This window comes from Bradyrhizobium sp. USDA 4516, from assembly GCF_054055915.1.
On sequence record NZ_JBSRXT010000001.1, the window covers coordinates 2,872,204 to 2,898,201 of the forward strand.

The following is a 25,998-nucleotide window of genomic DNA, read 5'->3' on the forward strand; positions in this document are numbered from 1 at the left end:
GGGCTGCGGCTGCCTGATCGGCCACCGCAGCCCCGCATTGTTTCAACCGTTACTTCTTGCTGTAGCTGATGCGATAGATCGCACCGGCCCAGTCGTCAGCGACGAGAATCGAGCCATCCTTGTCGAGCAGGATGTCGGCGGGACGGCCGAGATAGCCCTGGTCACCCTCGATCCAGCCGTCGGCGAAGATCTCCTGCTTGGCGTTCTTGCCGTCAGGGCTCGCGGTGATCTTCACGATGCGGCCGCCCTGGTACTTATGCCGGTTCCAGGAGCCGTGCTCGGCGATCAGGATGCTGTTCTTGTACTCGGCCGGGAATTGGCTGCCGGTATAGAACTTCATGCCGAGCGGCGCGACGTGCGCACCGAGATTGTACACCGGCGGGGTGAACTCCGAGCACTTGTGACCCATCGCGAACTTGGTGTCCGGCAGGTTGCCCTGGTGGCAATAGGGATAGCCGAAGTGCTCGCCGATCTTCGAGATCATGTTGAGCTTGTCGCTCGGCAGATCGTCGCTGATCCAGTCGCGGGCATTCTCGGTGAACCAGTACTTGCCGGTGCGTGGATCGACGTCGCCGCCGACCGAGTTGCGCACGCCGAGCGCCCAGATTTCCGCGTTGCCGGTCTTCGGATCGACGCGGCGGATCTGCGACACCGAGGTCGGCGGAATGCCGATGTTGAAGGGCGGTCCGAACGGAATGTAGAACCAGCCTTCCTTGTCGACGGCGATGTATTTCCAGCCATGCGCCGCGTAGGACGGCATGTCGTCATACACCACCTTGCCGCTGCCGAGATTGTCGAGATTGGCTTCGGCGTTGTCGTACTTGATCAGCTTGTCGACCGCGATGACGTAGAGCGCGCCGTCGCGGAAGGCGAGGCCGGTCGGCATGTTGAGGCCCTTGAGAATGGTCTTGACCTCTTTCTTGCCGTTGTTGTCCTTGATCGCATAGACGTTGCCGAGCCCGAACGAGCCGACGAACAGCGTGCCCTTGTCACCCCAGGCCATCTGCCGCGCGGCGAGCACGTTCGAGGCATAGACCTCGATCTTGAAGCCCGGCGGCAGCTTGATCTTCTTCATCATCGTCGCGAGCTCGGAATCCGACGCACCGGTCGGCGGACCGGACGGCGGGGCAAGGCCCTTCTGCGCTTCGGTCTCGTCGCCGAGGAACCAGTCGTCCGGCGGATGGGTCCAGAATTCCTTGGTGCCCGATTCGTACTTCTTCAGCGCACGATTCTTGTCTGTCTGTTGCTGCGCACTGGCGAAGGTCGTCCCCGCCAGCAGCACGATCGCCGCGAACGCAAGTATTGATCGATTGAAAGCGGATTTCATCGCGTCACTCCCCTACGCAAGCCGTTGCAGCTTGCCTGTTATTGATTTTGAACGCCCTGAGAGATGATGGTGGCGGTCTGTGAGGTAGGTCAGACGGCAAAATGGTAGCACATCCATCGACGCTGAAAAGCGCGTCCGCCGGTGTGCGCTGCGTCAAAACTAGTTGAGACGATATTTGAGACGAAATTTTCCTGAGCAGCCTGCCTGATAACAAGGCATTCTGCACCGCAGCGTGATATTCGAATGAAGCTAACGCTCGTGATCGCCTCTATCGCGACGACAGGCGCGCCAGACCGAGCGCTTGCGCCTTGGCCTTCGACAGCGGCCTGAACAACACGCTGCGCCGCTGCCCGCTCGTGATCGCCGCGATCTTGAAGCCGTCATCGGCGGCGATGATGTCGCCGGTGCGAAGCGTCATGTCGTCCTCGATCGCAATCGGCGACAGGCCGGTGGACGCGCCGGCGCTGCACGAGCATTGCGGCACCATCTCGCGCTGGAAGCGGAATGCATTGGCGAGCGTCTTGTAGGTCTCGCCCGCTTCGGTTCGGGCGCTGTCGATATCGGAGCCGGAGTACAGCTTCACCTCGGCGGCGGGACAGGCCGCCTCGCATGCCTTGACGTCGGCCGTCTCGCTGACGCGCGGCAACGGAAAGAAGCGGCCGTCGCGGGTCCTGACGCAGAAATTTTGCTGGCCGCCCCGGTGCGACCGCGTCGTGATGTAGACCCGCGCTCGCGGCCGTTCGGCCGGCTCGAGGTCAGGCGCCGGCCCAAAGCCAGGCATGGGAGAGAAGCTGGGCGCCGGGGCATACGCCGAGTCGCTCGGCAATTGCTGCGCTGATGCGCCCGAACATGTCCAGACGCCGACGAGCATGACCAGCGCAGCAATGTTTACGCGAGCCGAGCGGCGATTTAATCCGGGAGCCGGCTTCCAACTGATCGACATCGTTCACGCGCTTGCCGCGCCGGCAAAACCGGCGGTGGCCATTCCAACGGCAACACAACCACAGATTTCTATCAGTTTTGAGAATGCAACGTTTGCCGGTTAACAAAAGCCGGAAACCGCCACGGCGGGCCGCGGCATCTTGACCTCGCGATCGCGGCCTGGAGATGCGACCTTGGGCCGGACAGCAAAAAGCCCGCGCCAGTGGGCTGGCCTCATCAACGGGCCTTCATCAGACTGTCAGCTCGGTCAGCGAGAAGTTTTGGAGCGGGCGAAGGGGCTCGAACCCTCGACCCCGACCTTGGCAAGGTCGTGCTCTACCACTGAGCTACACCCGCATCCGAAATGGCGGCGATCGCTCGCCGACAACGGCAGACCTATGCCAAAAGCTGTCTGTGAATGCAACACAAGAGCGCGGTCCGAACCTCACGAAATCGCACGGTTTCTCTAAAAATTGACCCCGAATCGGCCGAAACCGGCTGCGCCGCCGATTTCTTTTTAGATTTCCGCCGGAACCGGCCTCAGGGCCATCTCGTCCCGGAGCGATTCGAGCCAGGTCTCGAACCAGCCGGCCAGCGTCTGCGCCAGCTCGACGCGGCGGGTCGGGTCGCAATCGAACACGGCCCACCATTCGATAAAGGCCCGGTCGCCGTCGATCACCGGGGTTACCCGCAGGGTCGCGCTGAAATCCGTCACCGGCAGGGTCGGGGTGTCGACAAATTCGTAGGTCTGGAAGCGTTCGACGTCGGACTGCGCGAGCAGCCGCTGCCGGATCCGCCGCTCCCGGTACAGCACATTGCGCACGGCCCCGACGGTATCGCCGGATTTGCCGTCCTCGATCTCGCTCGTCCCCGCGCCATGGACCCAGACCGGGTAATTGTTGAAATCGCGGATGATTTTCCAGACCTCGCCGGCCGGCTGCTCGAACACCGTGCTGTAATAGGCCTTTGCCACGGGCGCTCCCCTGCTGTCATGAATGATCGCCATCATCGGCCGTTCCGCGGCACCAACCCACCCGATCTCCGATGGAACGGGACGGGCGGCCAAGCGATTGAATTTTGCTGGCTGACTGCCATTTACGGAGCATGATCCCGGAAACCGGTTCCCACTTTTCCGGGATCATGCTCTAGCTGACAGAACGGCTGAACGTGCCGTTCCGGGCGTGCTAGAACGCCCCCGGATTTCCGACCTCAGAAGCAGGCGAGGACAACGTGACGATAATGGAGCAGGGCGGCCCCACGCCCGAGGCAGCGCCCGATCTGATCAAGGAGACGACGACCCAGACCTTCGTCAAGGACGTCATCGAGGAATCGCGCCGTCAGCCGGTCATGATCGACTTCTGGGCGCCGTGGTGCGGTCCCTGCCGCCAGCTCACGCCGATCCTGGAAAAGGCGGTTCGCAACGCCAAGGGCCGGGTCAAGCTGGTCAAGATGAACATCGACGAGCATCCGCAGATCCCCGGCCAGATGGGCATCCAGTCGATCCCAGCCGTGATCGCCTTCGTGGGCGGCCAGCCCGCCGACGGCTTCATGGGCGCGGTGCCGGAGAGCCAGGTCAACGCCTTCATCGAGAAGATCACCAAGGGCGTGCCGGCCGCCGGCGAGCCCAATCTCACCGAGATCCTGGCCGAGGCCGACGCCGTGCTTGCCGAGGGCGACGCCGCCCAGGCCGCACAGATCTATGCCGAGGTGCTGGCGCACGACGCCACCAACATCGCGGCCCTCGCCGGCCTCGCCAAGTGCTACGTCACGTCGGGTGCGATGGAGCAGGCCAAGCAGACGCTGGCGATGGTTCCGGAATCCAAGCGCAACGACGCCGCGGTGAAGGCGGTGCAGGCGGCGATCGATCTCGCCGAACAGGCGGAAGCGGTCGGCCCGGTCGCGGAGCTGGAACAGAAAGTCGCCGCAAACCCGCTCGATCATCAGGCCCGATTCGATCTCGCCACCGCGCTCAATGCGATGGGCAAGCGCACGGAAGCGACCGAGCAATTGCTCGCCATCGTCAGGCGTGACCGCAAGTGGAACGACGACGGCGCGCGCAAGCAGCTGGTGCAGTTCTTCGAGGCGTGGGGCGGCACCGATGAGGCAACCGTCGAGGGGCGCAAGCGGTTGTCGACCATCCTGTTCTCGTAAAGCACGCCCGTCACAGCAGCGGGACCGCAGATGCCGATCAATGCCGAATATCGCGGGCCCGGCGAGCTCCCGGAGGTGATCCCGGTGTTCCCGCTGCCCGGCGCGTTGCTGCTGCCGCGCGGCCAGATGCCGCTCAACATCTTCGAGCCGCGATATCTCGCGATGATCGACGACGCGCTGCGCGACGGCCATCGCCTGATCGGCATGATCCAGCCCGACGTGACGCATTCGCAGAAAGAGGCGAAGCCGGTCCTGTTCCGGATCGGCTGCGTCGGCCGCATCACCCAGCTCGCCGAATCCGGCGACGGCCGCTACATCCTCGAACTGACCGGCGTCGCGCGCTTCAAGGTGGTCGAGGAGCTGACCGTGCAGACGCCGTACCGGCAGTGCAAGGTCGACTTCTTCTCCTTCGCCGGCGACTTCACCGCGCGCAAGGGTGAGGAGGCCGTCGACCGCAAGGCGCTGCTCGAAGTGCTGGCCGATTTCCTGGAAGCCAACAATCTGAAGGTCGACTGGGAAGGTATCGAGTCCGCGCCCAACGAGGCGCTGGTCAATGCGCTGGCGATGATGTCGCCCTATGGTCCCGCCGAGAAGCAGGCGATGCTCGAGGCGCCGGACCTGAAGACCCGCGCCGAGATCCTGATCGCGGTCACCGAAATGGACCTCGCCAAGAAGCGCACCTCGGGCGACCCGCCGGTGCAGTAGCTACCGACCGGGATCAGACGTTTGTTGTTTGGATCGGCTCGGCCCGCGATCGTCCACCTCTCCCCGTCGGGGAGAGGTAAACTTCCGGTGCGGCTTCAGCTTAAGAACGATTGCGCAGCTGCTTGCGGCCGGTGAACATCGCGCGCACCAGGTTCTGACGCTGCAGCAAACCGACCACGACGACGCCGAGCACATGCAGCCCGACCAGCACCATGACCGCATCCGAGGCATAGGCGTGGGTATCCTCGACCCACCAGACTCCGAAGAAGGTCACGGTGACCTCCATCACGCCCGTGATTGTCGAGATCGCAAGCAGCAACAGCAGCGCCACCAGCATCACGGTGCCCGCCGGATTGAGTCCGATGTAGCGCCCGGTGATGCCGCGCCGGAGATTCCAGATGTAGCGCGGCGCGGCGCGCAGGCGGACGCCGAGCCTGCCGAAACGCGCGTAGCGCGTGCCGGCAAAGCCCCAGATCAGCCGGAACGCCAGCAGGGCGATCACCGAATAACCCGCCAGCCGGTGCAGCCGGTCATAGGTGCTGGGCGTCACCCAGGCGACCAGGACGTGGATGGCGAGCGCCCAGTGCCACAGCCGCAGCGGCAGGTCCCAGACCTGCACGCTGGTCGCGCCGCGGGCGCCCCGCGCCGCCTCCGTCATCGCGCCTGCTTCACTTCGCGATCGTGTGCTTCAGGCTGAGGTCTTCCGGGCTGTAGAACAGCTCGTAGAGCTTGCCTTCCTTGACGCCGTACACCTCGTAGCAGGAGCCCTCGATTTTCGACCGGCGCACCTCGTAGCCGAGCGCCTTGGCCTTGGCTTCGGCCTCGCTTGCCGGCTTCCACGACGCCTTGTCGAGTTTGGTGCAATTCTTGTAGCCGTCGGCGAACGCCGCCGATCCGGTCAACCCAAGAACGCTCCCAAGGACGCATGCTGCAAGCGCAGCACTCGAAATCACTCTCACGCGCATATCCCCTCCGTTGACAATCATACCCACAACGCCTTCGCGCAGGGCATATGCGTGAAGAATGCTGAGGCGATTGCCAAGTCAAGGAAGCGCCGCGACGGCTGGCTTTAGAGGAATTCTAACGGTCGCCAAAACGGCTTTGCGCTCCACGCGCAGATCGGTTTTGAAGGCGTGCTGCGGCCTTAAGCCTCATGCGTATCGGGGCCGCCGGCGCAGCCCATCGATCAGGACGCGGCACCCGCCATTGCAAGACGGACCGTAGGCCGTTCGGCCGCTGCCGGGGTTCGCCCGCCGATCATCTGTGCGACCTTCTCGCTCTGCACCGGCGGGCTGAAGTGGAAGCCCTGCACTTCCACGCAGGCATCGGCGCGGAGGATGTCGAGCTGCTCCCTGGTTTCGACGCCTTCGGCCGTCGTGGTCTTGCCGAGGCTGACGGCAAAGCGCACGATCGCGCGCGCGATCCGGCGCGACTCGTCGCTCGCTCCCGAGAGCTCGGACACGAAGCTGCGGTCGATCTTGACCTTGTCGAACGGAAACTTCTGCAGAAAGCTCAGCGACGAGTAGCCGGTGCCGAAGTCGTCGAGCGCGATCCGCACCCCGAGATCGTGCAGTTGGCTCAGCGCGGTAAACACCGCTTCGCTGTCCTGAATGATGGCGGTTTCGGTGACCTCGAGCTCGAGGCGCTCCGGCGAAATTCCGGCACTCGCCAGCGCGCGCACGATCACCGGGACCAACTCAGGGCTCCTGAACTGCACCGGCGACAGGTTGATCGCGATCTTGAGGTCGCCCGGCCATTTGGCGGCTTCCGCACACGCGGTGCGCAGCACCCATTCCCCCAGCGGCACGATCAGGCCGGTCTCTTCCGCCAGCGGAATGAACTGCGCCGGAGATACCATGCCGCGGTGCGGATGGTGCCAGCGGAGCAGCGCCTCGAAGCCGCAGGTCTCCCCGCTCGCGACGTGGATGAACGGCTGATAGTGCAGCTCGAACTCGCCATTGGCGAGCGCACTGCGCATGTCGCGCTCGAGGCTGCGGCGGGCCTGCAGCAGCCGATCGAGCTCCGGCTCGAAGAAGCGGAACGAGCCGCGCCCGCCGCTCTTGGCCGAGTAAAGCGCGAGATCGGCGCTGCGCAGCACCTCGTCCGAATCGGTGCCGTCGCGCGGAGCGATCGCAATGCCGATGCTGGTCGTGGTGGTCACCCGATGATCGCCGAGATCGATCGGCTCGCTGAGCCGCCTTCCTGATCTTCTCGGCGAGCAGGCCCGCTTCCGTGACCGGATCGCTGACATGGTCGATCACCGCGAACTCGTCGCCGCCGAGCCGCGCAACCAGCGTCGTATCACTGACGGATCTGCGCAAGCGCGCGGCCACCGACTTCAGCAGCGCATCGCCCGCCGGATGCCCGAGCGTGTCGTTGACGTCCTTGAAGCGGTCGAGATCGAGCATCAGCACCGCAAGACTCGGTCCGCCGCACCGGGCACCGGAGAGCGCGCGCTCCATCCATTCCTTGAGCAGCACGCGATTCGGCAGATCGGTCAGCGCGTCATGCTGCGCCATATAGGTGATCTTGGCCTCGGAGCGCCGCTGCTCGGTGACGTCGCGATGCGTCGCCACCCAGCCGCCGCCGGGCATCGGCTGCCGCGTCACGCAGATCAGCCGGCCGTCGGCGAGCTCGTCGACCCGGCTGTTGATCTCGCCGGCCGGGAGCGCGTTCAGTGTCGCGAGCACCTGCGTCGCGGCACTGTCGCTGGTCTCGCCCTTGAGAATGCCGTTGGCGATGCGATGCCTGATGATCTCGCGATGGGCCGTGCCGGGCAGCAGCAGCTCCGGCGGCAGCCGGTACATCTTGGCGTAGCGATCGTTGCAGACGACGAGGCGCTTCTCTGCATCGAACATGCAGAGGCCCTCGCCCATGTGGTTGATCGCGGTATCCAGCCGGAACCTCTGCTCCTCCAGCGCCTTCTGCGACGCCTCGACCTGCTGTCGCGCCGACGAAAGCTGGCTGATGATCTCCTCGAAGCGGCGGGTGCGAAGCGCCAGCCGGCGATCCGCGAGCACGCCGACCAGGCTCATCCCGAGCACCGACAGCGCCACACCGGCGATCACGATGGCGAGGAAGGCAGGCGAGAGCGACAGGGCCGCCGGAGCCAGCAACGGATCCGGAACGATCTCGACCGCGCCCATCGCGGTGAAATGATGCGACACGATCGCGAGCGTCAGCAGCAGCGCAGCGACGAGCGACATCCAGCGGTCCTGACGGCGCACTGCGATCGCCAGCGCGGCGTAGCCGAACAGCATGCCGAGCACGACGGAGGCCGCCACGAGATCGAACGACCAGACCACGTGGCCCGGTACTTCCAGCGCCCACATCCCGAGATAGTGCATGCTGGCGATCCCGGCTCCGATCACGGCGCCGCCGACCGGCGCGCGCCAGCGGCTGGAGTCGCTGGCGGCAAGGCCGAGGCCGCCGGATGTCAGCATCATCGCCGCGGCGAGCGACAGCGCGGTGAGGACGATACCGTAGCCGGTCGGGATTCCCGGCTCATAGGCCAGCATGGCGATGAAATGCGTTGCCCAGATGCCGTAGCCGATGGCGGCTCCCGCGATCGCAATCCAGATCAGCCGGGTCCTCGCCTGCGATGCAATTGCGCGATGAAAAATATTGACGGCCACAATACTGGCAACGAAGCAGACCAGTCCGGCGAGCAGAACGAGCCGCCAGTCATGCTCACCTGAAAGGCACGTAAGAACACGAAACATGCGTCGGTCCATGGTTGTCCGTGCGCACAGGCTAGGCTGATTGAATTGTCTTCTCGATAATATTCTGCAACTTTCAGTGGCATGGTTATCCGCGCGTAAGCCGATTCCGCACCGAAATTGATGGCTCCATAAATTTCACAGTCATGCGCGATCCGCGCGGCTCAGCCTGGCAGCGGAACGAGCACGGTTTCACTGGTTGCAACCAGCGAGGTCTCACCTTGCTCGTTCTCCGCAAAAAGTTCCGCGCGCGCGAAGACCTGCCTGCGTCCGGCACGCAATGTGGTTCCTCTGGCGATGAAGCAGCGGCCCAGCGCGGGCTTCAGGCAATTCATCGAGAAATGCGATGCCGTGACGGAACCTGCGATCGACGCCGCGGCAAAGCCGCAGGCGGTGTCGAGCAGCGCCGCGATCACGCCGGCATGGAGGTGACCCGCATATTGGGTGAGATCGTCGCGCCAGGGCATCCGCAGTTCCACCGTGCCGGTGCCGGTGGAGACGATCTCAAAGCCGGCAAGCCGATTGAAGGCCGCCGACGCATTGGTCGCAACGAGACGTTCGAGATCGAAGCCCGGGCCAGTCGTCATGTAAAACTCCATTGCGGGGGGCGCCGTTCGAGATTCGCTCTGACGGCCTCGATGTGATTGGGCGAGCCGAGCAGAAGCGCCTGTTCGGCCGTTTCGGCCGCGAGTCCGGTCGCCGCATCGCGATCGGCTGCAAGATTGAGCAGCCGCTTGGCCGCGCGGATCGCATCCGGGCTGCGGTCCGCGATCGCGCGCGCCGTCTCCAGCGCGGCCTCGCGCGGCTGTTCGACGATGCGGGTGGCGAAGCCATGACCAAGCGCATCCTCCGCGGAGAAGATGCGCGCGGTGTAGGTGAGTTCACGGACCACATCCTCGCGCGCGAGATGACGCATCAGCTGCGTGCCGGCCATGTCGGGCACCAACCCCCATTTGGCTTCGATGATCGCAAGGCGCGTGCCGGGTGCGAGATATCTGATGTCGGCACCAAGCATCAGCTGAAAGCCGCCGCCGAAGGCGATGCCGTGGACGGCAGCGATGACCGGCACCGGCAACTCGCGCCAGAGCCACGCCAGATGCTGCGCAAAGTTGGCAATGCCGTGGGTCCGCTGGCCGAGATCCGCGAAGGGCAGGATGGATTCGCCCGTCGTCGTTGCGACCAGACGCTCCATGTCGAGGCCTGCGCAGAAGGCCTGCCCTTCGCCCGAGAGCACCACGGCGCGGAGCCTGCGGTTGTCCGCGAGCTGCGCACCGATTTCGGCGATCGCGGCGAACATCGGCGGATCGAGCGCATTGAGCTTGTCGGGGCGGTTGAGCCTGACGTCCGCGACGCCATCGGCGATGTTGAGGCTAATGCGATCAGTCGTCATGGTCGTCCTCGCTAATAGCCGGCGGCGGCGAGCGCCACCACGGCGCTCATCGCCATCCAGCCGAAGTGGCGGCCGCGGGTCGCCACCGCGTTGGCGAGCGCCGCGATGCCGAACACGACGCCGAGCGTCGCCACGATCCAGTGCCGCGCGGCATCGGAGGCCATCGCGGGCGCGGCGATCAGCAGCACGCCGCCGCCGATCCAGGCGATGGTACCGGCCTGATAGACCAGGCGGAGCAAGAGCCGCAGCCGCGGCGGCTCGACGGTGGCGCGCGCGAATATCCTGGTCTCGCCGAGCACGCCATGGATCAGGCTGACCAGAATGGCGACGACGCCGGCGCCCTGCAGCAAAAGATCACGCATCGCGATGCCTCCATACACTACTGTATGGATATGATACCGGCCGCTGGCGCCTGTCAATACACTTGTGTATGGTGGCGGCGGGACGGGGAACCATGACGGAACAGCTCTCGGTCAAGGACTGGCTCGATCAGGGCCTGAAGACGCTGGCGCGACGCGGCTTCACGGCGCTCAAGGCCGAGCCGCTGGCCAAGGCCATGGGCGTCTCGCGCGGCAGCTTCTACTGGCATTTCGCCGACATCGGCGCCTACCGCGCCGCGATCCTGACCCATTGGCGCGAGGTCGCGGCCGAGCAGGTGATCGCCGAGCTCGAGACCATTCCGGAGGGCGGCGACGCGCTGGCGCTGTTGCTGCGCCGTGCCTTCTCGGCGCGGCTGGCGCTGGAACGCGCGGTGCGCAGCTGGGCCACCGCCGATGCCGTGGCGCGCGCCGCCGTGCTCGAGGTCGACGAGCGCCGGATCGGCTATATCGAAACCCTGCTACGGCAGGCCGGATTCCCGGACGACGTGGCGCGCGGCCGCGCGCAGATCTTCTACTGGGCGTTCATCGGCTACGCGCTGTCCGAGCAGGCGCTGCCGAAGCCGCGTCAGCAGGCCGCGATCGACGAATTGCTGCGGATTGCCAAACGCTGACAGCGCTTATTTGGATGTGCTACATCACGGCGAGCCGGAGACTCCCATGAATTCCACGACCGACCATCTCGAGAGCACTGCCGACCCAAAACTGCTCGAAATCCTGGTGTGCCCGATCACCAAGGGGCCGCTGGAATTCGACGCCGCGCGGCAGGAGCTGATCTCGCGCTCCGCCAAGCTCGCCTATCCGATCCGCGACGGCATTCCGATCATGCTGCCGGAAGAGGCGAGGAAGATCGATTGATGTCAGCGCGCAGCCCGGATGGAGCGCAGCGAAATCCGGGGAAGTCGCACCGCTGAAAGGCCGGCCCCGGATTTCGCTTCGCTTCATCCGGGTTACGAGGGCTAAAGCGCCTCGCCCTTCAGCAGCCGCGGCACCTCGCCTGACAGTCCCGCCGCCTGGCGGATGAACATCTCCTTCAGCGGCGGCGCGCGATCGACGAGCCCGAGGCCAATGTCGCGCACGGTGCGCAGCAGCGTCGATTCGTTGGAGAACAGGAAGTTCAGCGAGTTGGTGGCGACGCCCATCGCCATCGTATCGAAGCGGCGCCAGCGCTGGTAGCGCTCGAGCACGTCGGCCTGGCCGAGGTCCATGCCGAGCCGCGCCGCATCGACCACGACCTCGGCGAGCGCAGCGACATCCTTCAGGCCCATGTTGAGCCCCTGCCCCGCGATCGGATGGATCACATGCGCGGCGTCGCCGATCAGCGCCAGCCGTTCGGCGATGAACGAGCGCGCGACGAAATAGCCGAGCGGGAAGGCGCGCGGCTTGTCGAGCGGCTTGATCTCGCCGAGATGCAGACCGAAGCGCTGCTCGAGCTCGGCGTGGAATTGCTCTTCGTTCAACGCGACAATGCGCGCGGCATCGTTGCGCGTCTCGGTCCACACCAGCGACGAGCGATTACCGGTCAGCGGCAGGATCGCGAACGGCCCGGCGGGCAGGAAATGCTCCTCGGCGCGGCCGTGATGTTCGCGCTCGTGCCCGACCGTGACCACGATGCCGGACTGGTCGTAGTCCCAGCCATGGGTCGCAATCCCGGCGCGCTCGCGCAGCTTCGAGCGGGCGCCGTCGGCGGCAACCAGCAGGCTCGCATCGATCACGGTGCCGTCGGCCAGCGTAACGCTGACGCCGTCGGGCCGCGACGCGAAGCTCGACACCGCGGCGGCGCGCAGCTCGACGCCCTCGGCTTCGGCACGGCTCGCGAGCGCATCGATCAAATAGCGGTTCTCGACCATATGGGCGAACGGCTCGCCGGGCGCGACATTGCCGGCGAAGGTCAGGAATACCGGGCGCGTCGCGTCCTCCAGCTTGGAGTCGGTCACGACCATATCCGTGATCGGCTGCGCCGTCGGCGCCACCTGGCCCCAGACGCCGAGGGTCTCGAACAGCCGCCGGCAGGCCGCCACGATCGCGGTCGCGCGCGGATCGCGGCTCGGGCGCTGGCTCAGCGCCGGATCGGCCACGATGACCGGGATGTCGGGCCCGAGCCCCTGGCGCAGCGCCACGGCCAGCGCCAACCCTGCAAATGCGCCCCCGCAGATGACAATACTTCGCTGTGCCGGCATTGCCCTTCCCTTACGCGCCTCACGCTCTCAGACTATGCTTGCTACCTGATAATAGCTGGGCGAAACAGGGGCCAGAAACAAGGTCACGAACCTAACGGACGTCATTCCGGGGCGATGCGTCAGCATCGAACCCGGAATCTCGAGATTCCGGGTTCACGCTTGCCCGTGCCCCGGAATGACCGTTCAAGTCAAACCGAAAGCCGCCGATGTCCAAGAGCCTGATCGACCTGCTGTCCATCCTCGATCTCGAGCAGCTCGAGGTGAATTTGTTCCGCGGCAACAGCCCGAAGACGAGCTGGCAGCGCGTGTTCGGCGGCCAGGTGATCGGCCAGGCAATGGTGGCGGCCTGCCGCACCGTCGAGGGCCGGCTGCCGCACTCGATCCATTGCTACTTCATTCTGCCCGGCGATCCGCAGATCCCGATCATCTACCAGGTCGAGCGGCTGCGCGACGGCAAGAGCTACACCACCCGCCGCGTCACCGCGATCCAGCACGGCAACGCGATCTTCTCCATCATGGTGTCGTTCCATGCCGAGGAGGAGAGCAACTTCAATCATCAGGAGAAGATGCCCGACGTGCCGCCGCCGGAGAAGCTGACCGCGGAGGAAGTGTCGAAGCAGCCGATGTTCAAGGAGATGCCGGAGTTCATCCGCCGCTATTACGAGAGCGACCGGCCGATCGAGCTGCGCCCGGTCGAGCTCGGCCGTTATTTCGGCCAGAAGATCGACGACGGCCGCATCCATGTCTGGATCCGCACCGCCGCCAAGCTGCCCGACGATCCCGCGCTGCATCTGTGCGCGCTCGCCTATGCGTCGGATTTCTCGCTGCTCGATGCCGTGATGGCGCGCTACGGCCGCACGCTGTTCGACAAGCGCATGATGCCTGCGAGCCTCGATCACGCGATGTGGTTTCATCGCCCGTTCCGCGCCGACGAATGGCTGCTCTACGCGCAGGATTCGCCGAGCGCGCAGTCGGGCCGCGGCCTGACACGCGGCCTGATCTTCAAGCCCGACGGCACGCTGGTGGCGTCCGTCGCGCAGGAAGGATCGGTGCGCGAGCGAAAGGCGTAGCGCTCACAGCGCGATCCGGAAAAAGCGCGGAGCGGTTTCCGGAGGCCTCACGCTCGAACGGAGCCGGTGGGCACGATGAGATCGCGCTTACTGGCCGGCGTAGGCGCCGCGCTCGGTCAGCGCGAATTGGGAGACGAACCAGTTGCCGTACCAGCGCAGCACCCACGGAATCGGGATCAGGAAGCCGCAGGCGATGGTGAACACGATGGTTCGCCACAGCACCTCGATGCCGGACGCATTGAAGCTGACCTCGCGGCGCGTGCCGTCGATGTTGCGGCAGATCCAGCGCATCCAGGCGGTCAGCACCCAGGCCCAGCCGATGATGGTGATGGCCGAGACCACCATCGCCACGTACCAGCCGACATAGGCGACCGGGCTGCCCTTGAACGAGATCGGCAGGTCCTGGCCGCTCGAGCTGAGATGGCCGATGATCCAGCGCACGATCATCCAGCTCAGGAAGCCCTGCAACAGCAGCGAGAGCAGCGTCACGATGTTGCTGTCGGCCACGCCGGCATAGGTCAGAAGGCCGAGCACGATGAAGACCCACCAGATGTCGAGCGGCTGCCCGGTGAAGGCGAAATGCGGCCGGCCCGGCACGCGGATATAGGGGATCGCAAAGCGGTACAGGCCGGTCGCGGTCCACGGCGCCGGGATGACGAGAATCTGGCCGATGAACATCAGGAGGCTGCGGCCGAACAGGCCCCAGATCGGGAAGTCGGCGGACAGCGTGCCGCCGCTATAGCTTCCGGACGCCACCACCGGCGGCGGTCCGCCGGCTTGCGGAAATACCGGCGGCGCGCCGGCGCTCGGGACGAGGCCCGGAATCTCCCCGGCCTTCTGCCAGCCGGCCATGCCCTCGGTCCACACCAGGGTGTCGGCCCCCACCGTGCCCCGGGTGATCAAGTCGCGGAGCTGGGTTTCAGGCAGGGGGCCCTTTTGCTGGCCTTCGGATGCATAAAACCAGTTTCGGTTCGACATTTCTTGTTTCCTCGGGGCGCGCGCACAGGGACACGCGATAGGCGAAACGAACCAGCAAGAGCGCTGGCCGGGGCGGGAAAGCCACATTGTGGCCGAGCGTTTCCATTCCGTACAGTGAGGGAGCACACGCGCTGCGCATGTTTTCCGCTTCAACCTGCAAGTTTTTTATGCCATTTGCCCAGAAAGCTGCCAGATTTGGCGGACGCGAAGTGCCGCTCGGGGATGGCAAATTGCCGCTCCGGGAGGCAGCAGGTGCCGGCTCGCGGGACGGCAAGTGCCGCTCCGGGACGGGCGCACACGGAAAACCTCAAGGGAATGAAGGCCTGAACCATGAAACTCGTCGTCGCGATCATCAAACCGTTCAAGCTCGATGAGGTGCGCCAGGCGCTGACCGCGATCGGCGTCCACGGCATGACTGTGACCGAGGTGAAGGGCTATGGCCGCCAGAAGGGCCACACCGAGATCTATCGCGGCGCCGAATATGTCGTGAACTTCCTGCCCAAGCTTCGGATCGAGATCGCCGTCGATACCGAGCTCGCCGACAAGGCGGTCAGCGTCATCACCGAGCACGCCCGCACCGGCCAGATCGGCGACGGCAAGATCTTCGTGACGCCGATCGATCATGCGCTGCGCATCCGCACCGGCGAGACCGACAACGACGCGCTCTGAACCCTGGAGCCTGATCCCTCGCGACAAACGCGGAAAGCGTTTGCGCGGATATCATGCCCAAACAAAACGATCGAGATCATCGCCGGCAACGACGCCGGCGCACGCCACAACCGCACACCAAGAAACGACGACCGCCGGGGAATGATGATGGGGGCACGAGCTCTTCGTGCAGCGATATCAGCTGCGCCGATCACTGCTGCAATCCTGTTCGCGCAAGCCACGCCGGCCTTCGCGCAAGACTCGGCATCCAGCGCCGGCGTCAACGCCGCCGACACCGCCTGGATGATCGTCGCCACCGCGCTGGTGCTGATGATGACGATCCCCGGACTGGCGCTGTTCTACTCCGGCATGGTGCGCAAGAAGAACGTGCTGGCGACGATGGCGCAGAGCCTCACCGCCGTTGCGCTCGTCTCGATCCTCTGGGTCACCTTCGGCTATTCGCTGAGCTTCGTCGGCGACGGTCCTTGGCTCGGCTCGCTCGATCGCTGGTTCCTGACCGGCATCACCATGGACAGCATCAATCCGGCGGCGAAGACCATCCCCGAAGCGCTGTTCATGCTGTACCAGATGACGTTCGCGATCATCACGGTGGCGCTGGTCGCAGGCTCGGTCGCCGACCGCATGCGGTTCTCCGCCTATGTGCTGTTCTCGATCGGCTGGTTCATCTTCGCCTATGTGCCGCTGGCGCATTGGGTGTGGGGCGGCGGCTTCCTCGCATCAGCGGGCGTGCTGGATTTCGCCGGCGGTCTTGTGGTGCATCTCTCCGCCGGCATCAGCGGCCTGGTCGCGGCCAAGGTGATGGGCACCCGCCACGGCTATGGCCATGACAATCTTTCACCGTTCGATCTGTCGCTCGCGGTGGTCGGCACCGGCCTGCTCTGGGTCGGCTGGTTCGGCTTCAACGGCGGTTCGGCACTCGCGGCCAATTCGCGCGCGGTGATGGCGATCACCGCCACCCATCTTGCGGCCTGCGCCGGCGCGCTGACCTGGGGCGCGATCGAATGGGCGACGCGCCGCAAGCCGTCGGTGCTCGGCATGATCTCGGGTGCAGTCGCGGGACTCGGCACCATCACCCCGGCATCCGGCTTCGTCGCGCCGTGGCACGGCGTCGTCATCGGCATCATTGCCGGCCTGGTCTGCTTCTGGGCCTGCACCTGGCTGAAGCATCGCTTCAAGTATGACGACTCGCTCGACGTGTTCGGCGTGCACGGCATCGGCGGCCTGACCGGCACGCTGCTTGCCGGCGTGTTCGCGGCCTCGGCGATCGGCGGCACGTCCGGCCTGCTCGAGGGCAATCCGAAGCAGCTGCTGATCCAGCTCTACGGCGTCGCGGTCACCTTTGTCTGGTGCGGCGGCGTCACCTTCGTGCTGCTCAAGCTGGTCAGCGCCTTCGTCCCGCTGCGCGTCTCGATGCAGCAGGAGCTCGAAGGTCTCGACATCTCCCAGCATGGCGAGGCGCTGCAGTAAGTAGCCGAGGCGGCGGTGGCAGCCGGACTCACGGGGCCAGGACGACGACACCGGCCACCGCGAGGGCGAATTTGTAAAACAACCCCATGCAAAGGACCCGAGCGCCGCGACGTCACGAAGTACTGCGCGAGCAAGGTTCGGGCTTGCACGACACATAAGTGTATGCTTATGTGTCGTCATGGTCGACACCGACATCTTCAAGGCGCTGGCCGATCCGACCCGCCGCAAGGTCTTTGAGAAGCTGGCCGGCGGCAGCCTGAACGCCAGCGCCTTGCGCGACGGACTTGAGATCAGCCAGCCGGCGATGTCGCAGCATCTGGCGGTGCTGCGCGCGGCAGGGCTGGTGCGCGAGCAGCGACAGGGCCGCTTCGTGAATTATGAGGTCGACCCGGACGGCATCGCCAGCATCGGGACCTGGCTTGCCCGCTACCGCGCCTATTGGCCGAAGCGCATCGAAGCGCTCTCCGATCTGCTGAAGGACATGGATCAATGAGCGACACAGTTGAGCCTGATCATGCCGACGCCGACCTGATGCTCGAATACGAGCTCGATGCACCGCCTGAAAAAGTATGGCGTGCGGTGACCATTCCGGCTCTGCGCGAACGCTGGCTCCCGGATTGCGATCTCGCGGACGCTGAACCCCTGTCATCGATCGCTGGCGAAGAGGTGCGCTTCCGGCTGCGCGAGTCCGAGCCGCCGTTTCGCGAAAGCCATGTCACCTTCCGGATCGAGCCGAACGAGGCCGGCGGCACAAGGTTTCGCATCATCCAGCAAGCCTGCGACATCAGGACAAAACAGCCGCAACCGGCCAACAGCAACAACCGCACAATGATGCGCGCGGCCTGATCACAAACCTCGTCACCCGCTGAAACTTCATCACCTGCAGCAATGGAGGTCGCCGATGCGCGACATGATGCAACTCGTCCCTATGGTCGTTGAACAGTCGAGCCGCGGCGAACGTTCCTTCGACATCTATTCCAGGCTGCTGCGCGAGCGCATCATCTTCCTGAACGGCGAGGTCAATGATGCGATGTCCGGCCTGGTCTGCGCGCAGCTGCTGTTCCTCGAAGCCGACAACCCCAACAAGCCGATCAACCTCTACATCAACTCCTATGGCGGCGTGATCACCAGCGGGCTTGCGATGTACGACACCATGCAGTTCATCAAGGCGCCGGTGCACACGCTGTGCATGGGCACGGCGCGCTCGATGGGGTCGTTCCTTTTGATGGCCGGCGAGCCCGGTCACCGCGCCGCGCTGCCGAATGCGAGCCTCCACGTGCATCAGCCGCTCGGTGGCTTCCAGGGCCAGGCGTCCGACATCCTGATCCATGCCACCGAGATGCAGGAGACCAAGCGGCGCATCATCCGACTCTATGCGCAGCACTGCGGGCGCACCGAAGCCGACGTGGAACGGACCCTGGATCGGGATCACTTCATGTCCGCGCAGCAGGCGCTCGAATGGGGATTGATCGACAAGGTCTTTGCGGCACGCGACGCCGCCGAAAAACATGATCCGGTGCCGCGTTGATCTTCGTCGCGGAGCGGCCAAACCGTTTTATGACAGCGCCATCGATTTAGGCTTCACCTCGGCATGCTGCACCGTGACCCGCACGGCATCGGGACGGCTCGATCCTCCGCGCCTGCCGCCGCCGCGGTGGTCGATCAGGCGCGCGACGACAGCGCGCCGCGCATGACGAGGCGTCAGCGAATGGTCGGCGTTCGGCAGCGTCAACCGCGTCACTCCAGGTATACTTGTGAGCCGTTTGCCGTCCTGACCGAAATGCCGTGCGATCTCCTGCAGGCTGAGATCGCCGTCCGAGGTGACCATGAGGACGCGCACGCCGCGGCTACAAAGCTCGCGCATCCAGCGCTCGACGCGGTTACGACCAAGCAAGGCGGACGGATGCATCGCCGACAGCGTCGACTTGACGGCTTCCAATCCGCGCCGCACCAGCCGCCTGGCGCTATCTGACACTGACAGCTTCCAGGCGGACCTGGTCGTCATCGCAGGCCTGTCCGCCGGACCGATCTGCTGCTGGCTCCCGCGATTCGCCTTGGAGGTTTCGTATGCTTTCCAGGCCGTAAGCTCCAGCGCGTAGGAACTGTTCCAGGCAAAGCAGAGCGGGTTGATCATGGTGAGGGCGCGGACGCGGCGGTCCGCGCGCGCAGTGTGAAAGGCCTGGAAGGCGCCCGAGCATGTGCCCACAAGCTCGACTTTGGCAAAGCCCGCCCGCTGCATCCAGTCAATCGCCGCGCTGACGTCGAAGCGGGTGCGGGAATCATAGAGGAACAGACGATTGCTCCCGGCATCGTCGCTCAAGCCGAGGCCCGGCAGGTCAATGCGTAGCGACGCCACGCCGGCGGCGGCAAGCTCGCGCGCCGCCTCGACCGTGCCGCGCGCCCAACCGACATGCGGCACGCCGCCAGAGTTGAGGAAGATGACCGGATCGGCCGCAGCATGGCCGTCACGTGGCCGGGTCAGCACGCCACAGATCAATGGCGCCTGCCTGATCACAACCGGCTCTTCCGTGTAGCGCGATCCCTCCAATAACTCGCGGCCGGTCAGGGACTCGACGCCCTGAGCTACGCCGGCGACGGCCCGGTCGGACAACCAATCCGCCCAGCAATCGACAACGTCGGCCGGGATCCGGTTCGCGGTCGGGTCGCACATGAGCAGGTGATAGTCCTTGAACTCCGCGATTGTCGCGCCTTCGAAAGAAGTTCGACCGTCGCGGATTTCAGAGCCTGCCAACGGCTTTCCGTTCGCGATCAAAAGCATCGGCAGGGGCGGAAGGGCCGCGACGGCCCGCCGCCAATCCAGCCTCGACAGATCGGCGAGCGTCTCATGCGAAAGCCGGAAGCCGACGACCTCGCGGCCCTCGGCGAACGTCGCGTCGCTTGCGGCGCTGTTGGCGAGCGACCCATCGATTACGCGCGACATTGCGGTGATTTCGCGCACATAGGTTTTGCCGGAACTCGGTGGCGCAAGCAGCGCAAGGCCTGCCACGTCGTCCCGCCCCGCCGCAGCGAGCGGGGCCAGCAGCGCGCCGAGACGGAAGCCGGCGAGGATGACATCCTCCACGCCGCAATCCCGCTTCAACCGGTCGATCGCCGCGCCGATGCTGGCGGTCCAGGCCATCACCCGGCCCGGCGCCGAATGGTCGCCGGCGGCGTCGCCGCAGCCGGGATAGTCAAACAGCAGGACAGGCAGGCCCGCCGCGGCCGCCCTGTCGGACAACAGCTTCAGGAATCGGCGACTGCACAGATCCTCATGACCATGCGCGCCGGCGATGACAACGCCCCGCCGCCCCTTCGCTACGTTCAGCCAGCCGATGGTATCGGCAAAGACAACTGGTTTCATGTCATGCTCCCGGCGGACTCCCTTGTCCGCACGACTTCCAATTCTTCCGCTCTCGGCACCTCGTAGCTCGCGTCGCGATCGGCATTGAGCGCTGTCACCGCGCCGCCAGGCGTCGCCAGGGACGGACCGTCAAGGCCGACCTCCCGCTCGATGCCCGGCATCAGGTGGAAATTGTTCTCCGTTGGAACGAACCGATCATCCTGGATGGAGACGTGGTAGGCCGCGCGTTTGCAGGCCAGCCGCAGCCGCCACGCGTCCTTCCGACGCACCAAACTCACAGTCAGGCCGACGTCGCGCTGCGCGGTCATGACACCTGGCAGCACATGGAAGGCCTCGGCAAAGACCTTCCCGTCGTCGCCTTCCAGCCTTGCAACGGTGACTTCATGGCCGGGCGGCCCGAAGCGATAGGCGTAGGAAATATCGAAAAAGGCGCCGAGTACCGAGAAGGCCGAAAGCGACAGGCCGCCGTGCGCCGGCACGCTGATCGGTTGGCGCGCCGACACCACCGGCGTGACGCCGTCCCGCAGACAGGTCAGCGATAATGTCGCCCGAACGGTCTGCGCGGTATCGTTGACGGCATGGACGGTCAGCCCGTTGACGCCCTCGTCGCTCAGGATCAGCCGTAGCGGGGCAAATGCCCGCCTCAGCCCATGCCAGACGGGCTTAGGCCGGCCGGTCGAATCGACCACGCCCCAACCCGCGCCCGGCCGCAAGTCCTTCCAGAAGAACAGCAGCGCTCCAGCCGTCGGCGAACAGGGTCTGCGCCATTCGTCGATGGTGCGCTCCACTATCTCGGTCGTCACCGCACGGGAGAGCTCGAGGTAGCGTCTGGTATTTTCGATGCGCAGCCGGCGCGCGTCGACGGAAAAAAGCGTTTCCAGATAGTGCTCGCGCACATCCTCGAAGTCCCACGACGCGCCGACGTCGCGCGGCACACCCGCCTTCCAGCGCGGATCGTGCACCGGCGGCACCGGCAGATGCGCATCCAGCGTTGCCTGGTCAGGCACATTGGCAAAGGCAAGACATTCGCTCGCGAAGCGCACTTCGGCCCGGCGCGCGTCATCCAGCGGCCGGCAATAGGCGCCGACCCCGTAATAATGCATCGGCCCGCCATCAGCCGTGAAAGGCAGGTTGCCGCCGGATGGCGATGACGTCACAAGCACCAGGTCGGGACGCTTCGCTTCAGCGATGGGGCGCACCACCTTGTCGAACCAGGGCGTCGGATCCATCGACATCGGCATGCCCATCATCGCCGCCTGCTGTGCCACCTCGCTGCCGCCGCACAGAACGGCGAGTGACGGCGAATGCCTGAGCCGCCCGAGCAAATTCCCGACCTCGCGCGAGAGCGACGCCTGCCAGGCTTCGTCCTTCGCCGGATAGTCGAAATTGGCGAGCATCAGATCCTGCCAGACCAGGATGCCCATCTCGTCGCAGAGCTCGTGAAATGCGTCGCTCTCATAGACGAACGTGCCGCCGACCCTGAGCATGTTGACGCCCGCCCGTCGTGCAAGATCGAGGTCGCGCGCGATCTCTTCGCGTGAGGACGGCAGCCGCACCAGGTCGGACGGCGTCCACACCGCGCCACGACAAAAGACGGATACGCCGTTGACGACCAGCCGAAAGCCGCGTCCGTCGGTGCCGCGATCGATCTCGATATGCCGGAAACCGACGCGGCCGAGCGCTACTCGCATCGAGCCTAGCGTGACGACAACCTCGTGCAGCGCCGGATCGCCATGGCTGCTCGGCCACCATGGCGCAACGTTCGCAATATCCAGTTTCGCCGTCAGCCGCGTCGCTGTCTCCGAGGTCAATGCGGCGACAGCGCCCGCACAGGCGACCGTGGCCGGCGCGTCATCAAACGGCTCGACCAGCGTGATCGCGATGGAAAGATGCCCTGTTGTGCCGTCGAGGTCGGCCTGCATTTGCACATCGCGCACGCCTTGCCGGTTGGTATCGCGGATCAGCTTGATCGGTCGCCATGGTCCGACGATGTCGAAGCCAGGGCACCAACCCGGCATATGGCCGATCAGCGTGGTCCGTACGAGCCTCAGCCGCTGATCGTCGATCATGCGCGGCCGCCAGCGCGCGCGCGGACCGGTCAGGGTTTCCAGATGGCGGTCGAGGCTGCGGAATGCGATGGCCAGTTGCTCGCCGCCGGCAAGCGTCAGGGCCACATCATGGCGCTCGAACATCGAGGTCGAGGACAGCACGAGGCGATCGTCGAGCCAGACCTCTGCAACCGTCGCCAAGCCGTCAAATACGAGACGGGCCGGGCCGGCGACATCGAGCCGGCGACGATACCAGACGTCCTGGTCGTGCAGCGGAGTGGGATGGTTGCGGTCCCAGCGGCCAAGCCGTTCCAGCGCAGCAGCGGCCGTGCCGGGGCACGCCGCCTCCAGCCATTCGGCGCTGCCGTCGATCGCCGCCGGAGACGCCCACGCGCCGGCCGGCGAGACGACCATGCACCAGCCGCTGTCCAGAGGCTCGGCCGTGTCGGTCGTCGACACCAAAGCGTCCATACCCATGCATTCCCATGACCGGCAGGCCGGTCCTACGCTGCCTTGCTGGCGAGATCCGCCATGCGACTGTTCAGAGCGTCCATCACCGTTTGCCAGGCCTTGGCCATCGGCCCGATGGCGTCCGCGAGCCCATCGAACCGATGCCGGGCCATGGCGCGGGCGAGCTTGAATTGCATGACCTTGGCGCCCTCGGCGATTGCCGCGGCGGCTTCGATCGCCTCGGCCAGACCGGTCTCGCCGTGCCGTCCCAGCCATTCCAGATGACTGGAGAGGAGTTCGAAATTGGCGCCCACCTGCCGCAACGTGTTGAAGGCGTAGATGTGAAAATACTCCGGTGACCGGGCGGCCAGTGCCTCGGCATGGCCGCCGAACACGGCCGCATAGGCATCGAGCGGATTGCGCTTCGGCCTGCGCCGCAGATGCTGCGCGAGGATTTCCGTGGCCGCACTGACCGGATCGCGCGAGGGGCGCGTGGTATCGAACTTGACGAACTCGGCATAGGGAAACAGCGGCAGGCCGCCGGCCTGCGCGCCGTTGCGCTGCCCGAAAATGCCGTCATAGTCCTCGCCGTCCAGGGCGAAGTAGCCGTCGTTGTGGAAGTAGGCCATGTGGCGGCGCCCGGGATCGAGCACGTTGACGCCGATCGTCGTCTTGGAATGGCCGCTGCGATAGGTGATGCCCTTCGTGTCGGGCAGGTAGAAGGCATCGACCTCGACCAGCGGCAGCCGCCCGCGCTCGATCTGATTGAGAACGTGCGCCTCCAGACGATCGAACACGGACAGTTCCTGGATATCCAGGCCGGCCAATCGCTGCAGGTCGGCCGTCGGGAATTTGAAGAACGTGAACTGGTCGCCTTCGAAATCCTGCGCCACGGTGAAGCCGAGCGCAGCGACCGGGTCATTCCCGTTCGCATGCATGACTTCGATCAGAAGATCGACATAGCAGTTGGTCTGCGGCCATCGCCGCTCCGGATCGTGTAGCCGGTGCGGCTTGTAGTCGGCCGGATCGAGCCCGGCGATGGCACTCTGCATTTCAGTTGCCCCAAAGCGTGTCACGCACGGAAGCCGGCCATGCCTCGACGTCAGGGCCGTGATGGCGGAACAGCGCGAGCGCCACGCGCTCCAGCCCGAAGCCGACGCAGGCCGAGTGGCACAGGCTGCCATCCGCGAATTTGAGGCCCCAGGTCTGGCCAAAATGGTCGCGATGATAGTTGAAGGACAAGCAGGCCGTCGGTTTCTCGATGCTGGTCACCGGGATCAGCAGCTCGAACTTGAGTCCCTCGTCGCGCTGGTTGTTGGCCATCATCTTGCCGCCGCGACCGAAGAACGGATCGTTGGCGAGATCAACCTCGCAGGGCAGGTCGAGGGATTCGATCATCGCCTTGCCGCGCTCCAGCCAGCTTTCCCGGAAGGCGCACACCTGCTCGGCCGTACCGATGCGGACGAATTCGCGCATACGGAACAGCTGCATGCGCGCGGGATCCTGGGAAGGCTCATGACGGAAGCAGTAAGAGGAAAGCTCGAACAGCACACCGTCATCGGGCACCGGACCGCGCGCGGCAACGGTCGGATAGAGCGGATAGCAGGCGGCTGGCGTCAGCACGACGTTGGTCGCTTGCTGCAGTTCGGTCCAGTCCTCTCCCGCAGCCATCATGCCGAGAAGCTGCGCATGCTCGCGCTCGCCGCCCATGAAGGAATGCACGCAGCCTGCAAGCTGGGGGAAGCTTTTCATATAGCCACTGCCTTCAAGCGTGGCGCGGCTCATGCCCGGCGGGAAGTGGATGCGGGTTGCCTTGTCTGGCGCTCCGATGCTGGTCACGAGCCGCTCAAAGCGCTCGATCACGTCTTCGAAAACGCCGGAGCGGCCATAAAGCCCGTCTACTCCGGTCTTGAACAGGATGCTCTTGTCGAACAGGGTGTCGAGCAGGCTCTTGGCATCGAACGTCTTGGCGTCCATCTCAACCTCTCAGGCTGGTGTCAAAGCGGCTCATCAGCAGGAGCGTCGCGGTGTTGGAAAGAATACGGTCGTTCGAAATCATCAGCGGCGCTGAGCTCACATCGCGCAGATGCCTGCCGACGCTGAACGGCGTGCCGTTCTTGTAGCCGACGATGCCGTTGATCAGCATGGCGAGCCGCACGATCGCCCCAGCCTTCTCGCTCGCAGCGACCTTCAGCGCGTTGATCTCGGCGGTAAAGCCAATCGAGGAGAGCGCGTCGTCATTGCCCTTGGCCGCATCGAAGCGGTCAATGGCGGCCGTGAGATGACCCTTCATCTCCTGAAGCAGGGCGGCTGCCTCGGCGAGCCGAAGCGCACCCGGCGGCAGACTTCCATCCGCCTGCTTGCGCGCCGCAGCCCTGACGAATGCTTGCGCGCGATTGAAGGCATCGGTGGCGATACCGAACCAGGTCGCTGCCCAGAAGATATGCGAGCTCGCCAGCATCGACTGTGCCGCGATCTCCGAGAACGGCTTGGGGAAAATCTGCGCCGCGTCACCGTGCGCGACGAGATGAAAACCGTCCGAACAGGTGCCGCGCATTCCGAGCGTATCCCATACGGAGGTGCGCTCCAGCGTGCGGTTCAGGTCCGCGGGAATGACGACCATCACCTGATCGGAGCTTGCCGCGTCGGGAGCGCGCCGCGCCGTGGCAAGAATCGCGTCGGCGTGGCGGCCGTAGGAAATAACGGTTGCTTCCTTTGTCAGCGAGAAGCGGCCGTCTGCCACTTCGACCGCACAGATCGAATTGCGCAGATTGCCACCGATGCCGGCTTCCGTGGTCGCCGAGGCCATCAGCAACTGCTCCGCCGCAATGCGGCGCATATAGGCCAGATGCCAGTCGCTGGCGCCGCCATGGCTGACGAAGCTCGACGTCTTGATCTGGTGCATGGCGTAGATCATGGCGCTCGAGCCGCACGCCTGGGCGAGCTGAACGATCAGCTCCGCGATCTCCATCGTGCCCAATTCCTCCCCGCCATGCTCGACGGGAATCGCGACGCCGAGCAGGCGCTCGCGCTTCAATGCTTCGATGGTATCGGCCGGGAAGCGGCCCTCACGGTCTACCGCATCGACCTGCTGCGCCGCGACCTTGGCGACCCGACGCATGCGCTCGGCCGGCGTGGCGGCAGAGGCCGGCACGGGCTCTATCTTTCTCACCACGCTCATGGTC

Annotated in this window: 27 protein-coding genes, 1 tRNA gene and 1 pseudogene; 11 read left to right on the forward strand and 18 right to left on the reverse strand. The window is 65.2% G+C overall.

Going from position 1 to position 25,998, the window contains the following annotated elements; all coding sequences use genetic code 11:
• Positions 1–49: 49 nt before the first annotated feature.
• Positions 50–1,327, reverse strand: a complete 1,278-nt coding sequence (locus tag ACVI1L_RS13185) for a PQQ-dependent sugar dehydrogenase (protein ID WP_076833625.1) — start codon at positions 1,325–1,327, stop codon at positions 50–52.
• Between the two features lie 268 nt (positions 1,328–1,595).
• Positions 1,596–2,108 carry a DUF2865 domain-containing protein gene (locus ACVI1L_RS13190; protein WP_253638245.1) on the reverse strand — a complete coding sequence of 171 codons (513 nt, stop codon included), beginning with the start codon at positions 2,106–2,108 and terminating at the stop codon, positions 1,596–1,598.
• Between ACVI1L_RS13190 and ACVI1L_RS13195 the strand changes: the two genes are divergently transcribed.
• A complete protein-coding gene (locus tag ACVI1L_RS13195; protein ID WP_456783069.1) occupies positions 2,107–2,373 on the forward strand; it encodes a hypothetical protein in 267 nt (88 codons plus the stop codon). The genes ACVI1L_RS13190 and ACVI1L_RS13195 overlap by 2 nt on opposite strands.
• Before the next feature lie 157 nt (positions 2,374–2,530).
• Here the strand turns inward: ACVI1L_RS13195 and ACVI1L_RS13200 are convergent.
• Both ACVI1L_RS13200 and ACVI1L_RS13205 read right to left on the reverse strand, forming a co-directional pair.
• Positions 2,531–2,605: transfer RNA gene (locus tag ACVI1L_RS13200), tRNA-Gly, on the reverse strand.
• A 160-nt stretch (positions 2,606–2,765) separates the two neighbouring features.
• Positions 2,766–3,257: an SRPBCC family protein gene (locus tag ACVI1L_RS13205; protein ID WP_253638243.1), complete on the reverse strand. Its 492-nt coding sequence runs from the start codon at positions 3,255–3,257 to the stop codon at positions 2,766–2,768.
• A gap of 221 nt (positions 3,258–3,478) precedes the next feature.
• Here ACVI1L_RS13205 and trxA point away from each other — a divergent pair, with 221 nt between their 5' ends.
• Entirely contained in the window at positions 3,479–4,399 is a 921-nt protein-coding gene (gene trxA, locus ACVI1L_RS13210; RefSeq protein WP_026192069.1) for a thioredoxin, read from the forward strand.
• Between the two features lie 30 nt (positions 4,400–4,429).
• Positions 4,430–5,104 carry an LON peptidase substrate-binding domain-containing protein gene (locus ACVI1L_RS13215; protein ID WP_028335846.1) on the forward strand — a complete coding sequence of 225 codons (675 nt, stop codon included), beginning with the start codon at positions 4,430–4,432 and terminating at the stop codon, positions 5,102–5,104.
• A gap of 100 nt (positions 5,105–5,204) precedes the next feature.
• Here ACVI1L_RS13215 and ACVI1L_RS13220 read toward each other — a convergent pair whose 3' ends face one another.
• The 7 genes and pseudogenes from ACVI1L_RS13220 to ACVI1L_RS13250 form a co-directional block, all read right to left on the reverse strand.
• The gene (locus tag ACVI1L_RS13220; RefSeq protein ID WP_456783070.1) at positions 5,205–5,762 is read right to left on the reverse strand and encodes a cytochrome b/b6 domain-containing protein; all 558 of its coding nucleotides are present in this window, start codon (positions 5,760–5,762) and stop codon (positions 5,205–5,207) included.
• Positions 5,763–5,772: 10 nt separating this feature from the next.
• A complete protein-coding gene (locus ACVI1L_RS13225) occupies positions 5,773–6,069 on the reverse strand; it encodes a PepSY domain-containing protein (protein ID WP_092081268.1) in 297 nt (98 codons plus the stop codon).
• A 221-nt stretch (positions 6,070–6,290) separates the two neighbouring features.
• Entirely contained in the window at positions 6,291–7,082 is a 792-nt protein-coding gene (locus ACVI1L_RS13230) for a putative bifunctional diguanylate cyclase/phosphodiesterase (protein ID WP_456785549.1), read from the reverse strand.
• Between the two features lie 126 nt (positions 7,083–7,208).
• Positions 7,209–8,838 (reverse strand): annotated as a pseudogene (locus ACVI1L_RS13235) (sensor domain-containing diguanylate cyclase); the annotation flags it as partial.
• A gap of 149 nt (positions 8,839–8,987) precedes the next feature.
• Positions 8,988–9,410: a PaaI family thioesterase gene (locus tag ACVI1L_RS13240; protein WP_456783071.1), complete on the reverse strand. Its 423-nt coding sequence runs from the start codon at positions 9,408–9,410 to the stop codon at positions 8,988–8,990.
• On the reverse strand, positions 9,407–10,213 hold the full coding sequence (locus ACVI1L_RS13245) for a crotonase/enoyl-CoA hydratase family protein (protein WP_456783072.1): 807 nt from the start codon (positions 10,211–10,213) through the stop codon (positions 9,407–9,409). The genes ACVI1L_RS13240 and ACVI1L_RS13245 overlap by 4 nt, the downstream gene beginning before the upstream one ends.
• An 11-nt stretch (positions 10,214–10,224) precedes the next feature.
• On the reverse strand, positions 10,225–10,575 hold the full coding sequence (locus tag ACVI1L_RS13250) for a hypothetical protein (RefSeq protein WP_253588408.1): 351 nt from the start codon (positions 10,573–10,575) through the stop codon (positions 10,225–10,227).
• 92 nt (positions 10,576–10,667) lie between these two features.
• Here ACVI1L_RS13250 and ACVI1L_RS13255 point away from each other — a divergent pair, with 92 nt between their 5' ends.
• Together ACVI1L_RS13255 and ACVI1L_RS13260 are read left to right on the forward strand one after the other, a co-directional pair.
• Positions 10,668–11,204, forward strand: a complete 537-nt coding sequence (locus tag ACVI1L_RS13255) for a TetR/AcrR family transcriptional regulator (RefSeq protein WP_253638238.1) — start codon at positions 10,668–10,670, stop codon at positions 11,202–11,204.
• A 46-nt stretch (positions 11,205–11,250) separates the two neighbouring features.
• The gene (locus tag ACVI1L_RS13260) at positions 11,251–11,448 is read left to right on the forward strand and encodes a Trm112 family protein (RefSeq protein ID WP_018269337.1); all 198 of its coding nucleotides are present in this window, start codon (positions 11,251–11,253) and stop codon (positions 11,446–11,448) included.
• A gap of 101 nt (positions 11,449–11,549) precedes the next feature.
• On the opposite strand, the gene ACVI1L_RS13265 is transcribed toward ACVI1L_RS13260, so the two are convergent.
• Positions 11,550–12,770, reverse strand: a complete 1,221-nt coding sequence (locus ACVI1L_RS13265) for a ubiquinone biosynthesis hydroxylase (RefSeq protein WP_076833641.1) — start codon at positions 12,768–12,770, stop codon at positions 11,550–11,552.
• Positions 12,771–12,976: 206 nt separating this feature from the next.
• On the opposite strand from ACVI1L_RS13265, the gene tesB reads away from it, so the two are divergent.
• Complete coding sequence (gene tesB / locus ACVI1L_RS13270) at positions 12,977–13,840, forward strand: acyl-CoA thioesterase II (RefSeq protein ID WP_016841424.1); 864 nt, start codon at positions 12,977–12,979, stop codon at positions 13,838–13,840.
• 87 nt (positions 13,841–13,927) lie between these two features.
• Here tesB and ACVI1L_RS13275 read toward each other — a convergent pair whose 3' ends face one another.
• Positions 13,928–14,818, reverse strand: a complete 891-nt coding sequence (locus ACVI1L_RS13275; RefSeq protein WP_316395419.1) for a DUF4339 domain-containing protein — start codon at positions 14,816–14,818, stop codon at positions 13,928–13,930.
• Positions 14,819–15,148: 330 nt separating this feature from the next.
• Between ACVI1L_RS13275 and ACVI1L_RS13280 the strand changes: the two genes are divergently transcribed.
• The 5 genes from ACVI1L_RS13280 to ACVI1L_RS13300 all read left to right on the forward strand — a co-directional run bounded on the left by ACVI1L_RS13280 (position 15,149) and on the right by ACVI1L_RS13300 (position 18,482).
• Entirely contained in the window at positions 15,149–15,487 is a 339-nt protein-coding gene (locus ACVI1L_RS13280; protein ID WP_028335836.1) for a P-II family nitrogen regulator, read from the forward strand.
• A gap of 147 nt (positions 15,488–15,634) precedes the next feature.
• The gene (locus tag ACVI1L_RS13285; RefSeq protein ID WP_456783073.1) at positions 15,635–16,954 is read left to right on the forward strand and encodes an ammonium transporter; all 1,320 of its coding nucleotides are present in this window, start codon (positions 15,635–15,637) and stop codon (positions 16,952–16,954) included.
• A 178-nt stretch (positions 16,955–17,132) separates the two neighbouring features.
• Entirely contained in the window at positions 17,133–17,447 is a 315-nt protein-coding gene (locus tag ACVI1L_RS13290; protein ID WP_016841428.1) for an ArsR/SmtB family transcription factor, read from the forward strand.
• Positions 17,444–17,800 carry an SRPBCC family protein gene (locus ACVI1L_RS13295; RefSeq protein WP_456783074.1) on the forward strand — a complete coding sequence of 119 codons (357 nt, stop codon included), beginning with the start codon at positions 17,444–17,446 and terminating at the stop codon, positions 17,798–17,800. The genes ACVI1L_RS13290 and ACVI1L_RS13295 overlap by 4 nt, the downstream gene beginning before the upstream one ends.
• 55 nt (positions 17,801–17,855) lie before the next feature.
• Positions 17,856–18,482 carry an ATP-dependent Clp protease proteolytic subunit gene (locus ACVI1L_RS13300; protein WP_316395421.1) on the forward strand — a complete coding sequence of 209 codons (627 nt, stop codon included), beginning with the start codon at positions 17,856–17,858 and terminating at the stop codon, positions 18,480–18,482.
• 27 nt (positions 18,483–18,509) lie between these two features.
• On the opposite strand, the gene ACVI1L_RS13305 is transcribed toward ACVI1L_RS13300, so the two are convergent.
• Genes ACVI1L_RS13305 through ACVI1L_RS13325 form a run of 5 tightly spaced genes read right to left on the reverse strand, consistent with a single transcriptional unit; the run spans position 18,510 to position 25,994 of the window.
• Positions 18,510–20,315 (reverse strand): alpha/beta fold hydrolase, encoded by a 1,806-nt coding sequence (locus ACVI1L_RS13305; protein ID WP_456783075.1) that lies wholly within the window; start codon positions 20,313–20,315, stop codon positions 18,510–18,512.
• The gene (locus ACVI1L_RS13310) at positions 20,312–22,840 is read right to left on the reverse strand and encodes a glycoside hydrolase family 2 protein (RefSeq protein ID WP_456785550.1); all 2,529 of its coding nucleotides are present in this window, start codon (positions 22,838–22,840) and stop codon (positions 20,312–20,314) included. Before ACVI1L_RS13310 ends, ACVI1L_RS13305 begins: the two co-directional genes overlap by 4 nt.
• Before the next feature lie 26 nt (positions 22,841–22,866).
• Complete coding sequence (locus tag ACVI1L_RS13315) at positions 22,867–23,865, reverse strand: DUF1839 family protein (protein ID WP_456783076.1); 999 nt, start codon at positions 23,863–23,865, stop codon at positions 22,867–22,869.
• Between the two features lies 1 nt (position 23,866).
• Positions 23,867–24,790 carry an amino acid--[acyl-carrier-protein] ligase gene (locus ACVI1L_RS13320; protein ID WP_168856128.1) on the reverse strand — a complete coding sequence of 308 codons (924 nt, stop codon included), beginning with the start codon at positions 24,788–24,790 and terminating at the stop codon, positions 23,867–23,869.
• A 1-nt stretch (position 24,791) separates the two neighbouring features.
• Entirely contained in the window at positions 24,792–25,994 is a 1,203-nt protein-coding gene (locus ACVI1L_RS13325) for an acyl-CoA dehydrogenase family protein (RefSeq protein WP_456783077.1), read from the reverse strand.
• Positions 25,995–25,998 lie beyond the last annotated feature (4 nt).